4 protein-coding genes and 1 pseudogene are annotated in these 3658 nt (G+C 53.1%); all 5 read left to right on the forward strand.

The features are described from left to right. Positions 1–291 (forward strand): annotated as a pseudogene (locus XcyCFBP4188_RS22095) (type IV secretion system protein); the annotation flags it as partial. A 32-nt stretch (positions 292–323) separates the two neighbouring features. After that, positions 324–821: a DUF4189 domain-containing protein gene (locus XcyCFBP4188_RS22100; RefSeq protein WP_076036030.1), complete on the forward strand. Its 498-nt coding sequence runs from the start codon at positions 324–326 to the stop codon at positions 819–821. Further along, positions 821–1621, forward strand: coding sequence for an FG-GAP repeat protein (locus tag XcyCFBP4188_RS22105; RefSeq protein ID WP_248283122.1), 801 nt, complete (start codon positions 821–823; stop codon positions 1619–1621). Before XcyCFBP4188_RS22100 ends, XcyCFBP4188_RS22105 begins: the two co-directional genes overlap by 1 nt. Positions 1622–1725: 104 nt before the next feature. Beyond that, the gene (locus XcyCFBP4188_RS22790; RefSeq protein ID WP_146094080.1) at positions 1726–3027 is read left to right on the forward strand and encodes a peptidoglycan-binding protein; all 1302 of its coding nucleotides are present in this window, start codon (positions 1726–1728) and stop codon (positions 3025–3027) included. A 92-nt stretch (positions 3028–3119) separates the two neighbouring features. Beyond that, positions 3120–3658, forward strand: a 539-nt coding sequence (locus XcyCFBP4188_RS22120) for a type IV secretion system protein (RefSeq protein WP_146094081.1), incomplete at its 3' end; no start/stop codon positions are given.

Consider the following 3658-nt stretch of genomic DNA (forward strand, 5'->3'; position numbering starts at 1 on the left):
CAACAAGGAGGGCTCGGCTTGGTCATGACAACCTTGATCGTCACCGCACCACCGATGGCAGCGGCCTTCTTCCAGGGCACGCTGGGCCAGTTCACGGCCTACTCGGCACTGGGGCAATTGGACCGGGCCAATCAGGAGCCTGGGGCTGGGCGGCCTTATCAGCCTTCGGAGCCTGCTAAGGAGCGTAATGACTCTGGTGCAGATCATGGACGTAGAAATACCGTTATGCGGACCGAGCCTGCTCCATCTCAGGAGCCTGCAGCTGGTAGCCGTGGTATCGCCACGAAATAACTGACGAAATTGTAAAAAATAAGGTTATTTTTATGAGAATTAGAATATTTTTTTACGGTTTCATTTTTTTTGTATTTAATTCCTTCCCAGCTTTTGGACAAACCGCATGTCCAAATGGTGTCGCACCCGGTAGCCCACAATGTGGACCCGATTCAGGAACTTCAAGGGGGGAAATTGCATCTCCGCCTCCTCGGCCAACTGGAGAATGGATAAAGACGTGGGGCGCAATTGCAGGCTCAGACTCTACAGGCGAGTCTGGCGCAGTGGTTGGTAAGCTATCACAAGAGGATGCTAAGAACTCTGCGCTTTATCAATGCTCTTTAGGGGGGGCTTCTGATTGCGAGGTTGATTTTGTTTATAAAAACCAATGTGCTGCTCTTGTTTCAAGCGATACGAGAGGTTTCTCTCAGGCTTCTGCTACAAAAGAGCGGGCAGTTGATCTGGCTACAAGCAGGTGTGAAAAAAGTGGTGGCAAGGACTGTAAATTAATGTATTCCGGATGCTCTGATCCAATATTTAAAAAATATTAATGAAAGGGTTTTCTATGTTGGAGCGTGCACTAGCCAGAGCTTTGGTGGGGGCGCTGTACTTAGGTTGTGTCGTCTCGATCACAGCGTGCAGTCCTAGCAATGCTCCGTCCGCAGAGACTGACGGAGCGGAAGTTGGTAAAAAGCCTGAATCCTCGCCGCAAAAGGATTTGAAAATGCCGTCAACCGTTAATGCCACACTCAATGGTCAGGGCGAGATAAGAGCAGATATCAGCGGTATCGCTGTTTCAATCAAAGCGCAGGGCTGCAACGAAGATAGTCCAGGGATCATGCTATGTAACCGTTCGCCGGTCGTGGAGGTGGCATTTCCGGGAGTCAGGGCAATTTCTGTCGAGCCTGAGGCATTGTACGTGGATAGCAATTCCACGTTCTATCATGGTCCGCTAGACGACACTTACAAGAAAAACCGCCACTCAATCATTTTGGCCGATATCAATGGCGATGGACACGAAGATGTAGTGGTGTGGTCTGGAAAAGAGGGTGGTTATGGTGGCCCCTCTTACAGTGTCTATCTTTTCGATTCTGCGCAAAGACGCCTTGTCTTCAATCAGTCGCTTTCCGATATCACGGTAATGGCCAATGGCTTATTCTCCGTGAAAGGAAATCTACTGACGTCTACTTCTGGGGATGGATGCTGTATCCATGTTTTTGATACCTATGAACTCAGAAAGAACGAGGCAGTGCTGATAGAGCGGGTAGCCGAAGACACGAATGATCCGGCCAACCCGAAGAAACGAATCGAGCGACTTCAAAACGGTGAGATGAAGGAGGTAACTAAATAGGAAGTGGGTGGTAGTTTGTAGTGAGTACATGCAACGCATCTTCGGGTTTGTAGTGCCGATGATGCAATAACAAATTCTAATGACATGCACGTACGGAGAATACTATGAGTGATGGACGTGGCCGGAGCACCGAAGGCTTTGGTGTGGATCGAGAATATTCCGTTAGATTGATCGTCAAAACCGCGCTTGAGAACGGTGTGACCGATCCAAAGCAAATATCGTACATGTTGGCGACGGCTCAGCATGAGACGCGTAACTTTCAGGCGCCTGAAGAAGATTTCGGGCGTAGCCAAGCGCGCAAGCTTGGATATAGCGGCGGCGAAGAATTTTATGGCCGTGGCTACGTGCATCTCACCCATGACTACAATTATGCAAAGTTTGACAAGTTGCTGGGCCTGAATGGTGAAATGGTCCGCAATCCAGATATGGCGAAGGATCCAGAAATCGCCGCAAAGGTATTGGTTGTTGGTATGCGCGATGGCTTGTTTACCGGCAAGCCTCTTGATCGCTATATTGATGCCGATAGCCACGACTTCTATAATGCCAGGCGTGTAGTAAATGGTGTTACGCCCAGCAAACCTTGGAGTATTGAAGCAGCCAAAGACTGCCAACGGCACGCGGAAAGTTGGGAGCGTCGTGTTCCTGATTTGATCGAGAGCGTCAAGCGCGATGGTGTTGATCTCAAAGCCAGCATAGCGCCCAGTTCGACCTCCCATCACGCCGTGAAATCGCACGATGGCAAACTAGAACAGGGCGAGCGCGGTGAGTCGGTGAAGCAGTTGCAAGGCCAGCTTGCTCAGCTTGGCGCAATCGGCCGCGATGGCAAGCCGCTGCAGGCGGACGGCGACTTCGGCGGCAACACCAAATACGCCGTCGAGCAATTCCAGCGCGAGCGTGGTTTGCAGGTAGATGGTGTGGTGGGTAACCAGACGCAGGCAGCCTTGGGGCAGGCACTGTCGCAGCAAACGGCCAAGCAAGCCGAGCAGACGGCTGCTCCCGCTGCGCGGGCACAGTCAGCATCTGGTCCCCTGCTGTCCGACCCTCGTCATCCAGATAACGCGATGTACAACGGCACAGTGAGTAAGCTCGAAGCGCTAGGCGAGCGTGGCGGTTTCGCCAACCGCAAAGAGCTTGAGCAAGCAGCTGGTCAGATCGTGTTCGAGGCGAAAGTCAGTGGGCTCGAACGCATCGATCATGTGGCGCCGAATAAGAGCGGTGACGGTTTCTTCGCGGTGCAAGGCGAGATGACCGATCCGGCGATGCGCCGGGTTTTTGTGGACCGCGACCAGACGCAGAGCCAATCATTAGAAAACAGCTCCCGACAAGCGGCCGAGGAAGGCCAGCGCCAGACGACACAGGTGCAGTCTCAGGTGCAAGAAACCGAGGCGCGTAGCAGGACGATTTGATCGTGCCGTAGGGGTCAACCGATGACCTTGGCATTTGACATAAGCATTGCCAAGGTCATCTTGTCTGCACATGAAGATCTTGCAGCGACGAGATCGATATTTTTCAATGGACGCTACTGCAGCGCACCTCGGCCTTGATTGGCATTGTGTCCTTGACGGTGTTGACGCTGTGGGTCATGTTCCAGGGGTATCGCATCGTGACCGGCCAGTCGCGCGAGGCGGCGATGGGCTTGGTGGTGACGGCGTTGCGTGCGGCGCTGATCATCGGTCTGGCGACGAGCATGGCCGAAGGTTCGTCGAAACTGTACTGGACGCTGACTGACGGTGTTAGCCAGTCCATTACCCAAGTGGTGACCGGGGATTCGGAAAGTCCCTACGATGCGATCGACAAGAATTTGGGCTTGATGCAGATTGCGATGATGAGCATCGATCAGATCCAGACAGCAGGCAACCAACAGCGCGACGACGAGAAGACCCGTGCGCGCTGGTTCACTGGGGTAGGGATGGCAGGCCCCGGCGTGGTGGGGGGCTCACTGCTTCTGTTAAACAAGATTGGTATGGCGCTGTTTGTGGGCTTCGGTCCCTTGTTCATCATGTGCCTCCTGTTCCAGGCGACGAAGTCGTTGTTCAG

Source organism: Xanthomonas hortorum pv. cynarae, assembly GCF_002939985.1.
GTDB classification, from domain to species: Bacteria; Pseudomonadota; Gammaproteobacteria; order Xanthomonadales; family Xanthomonadaceae; genus Xanthomonas; species Xanthomonas hortorum_D.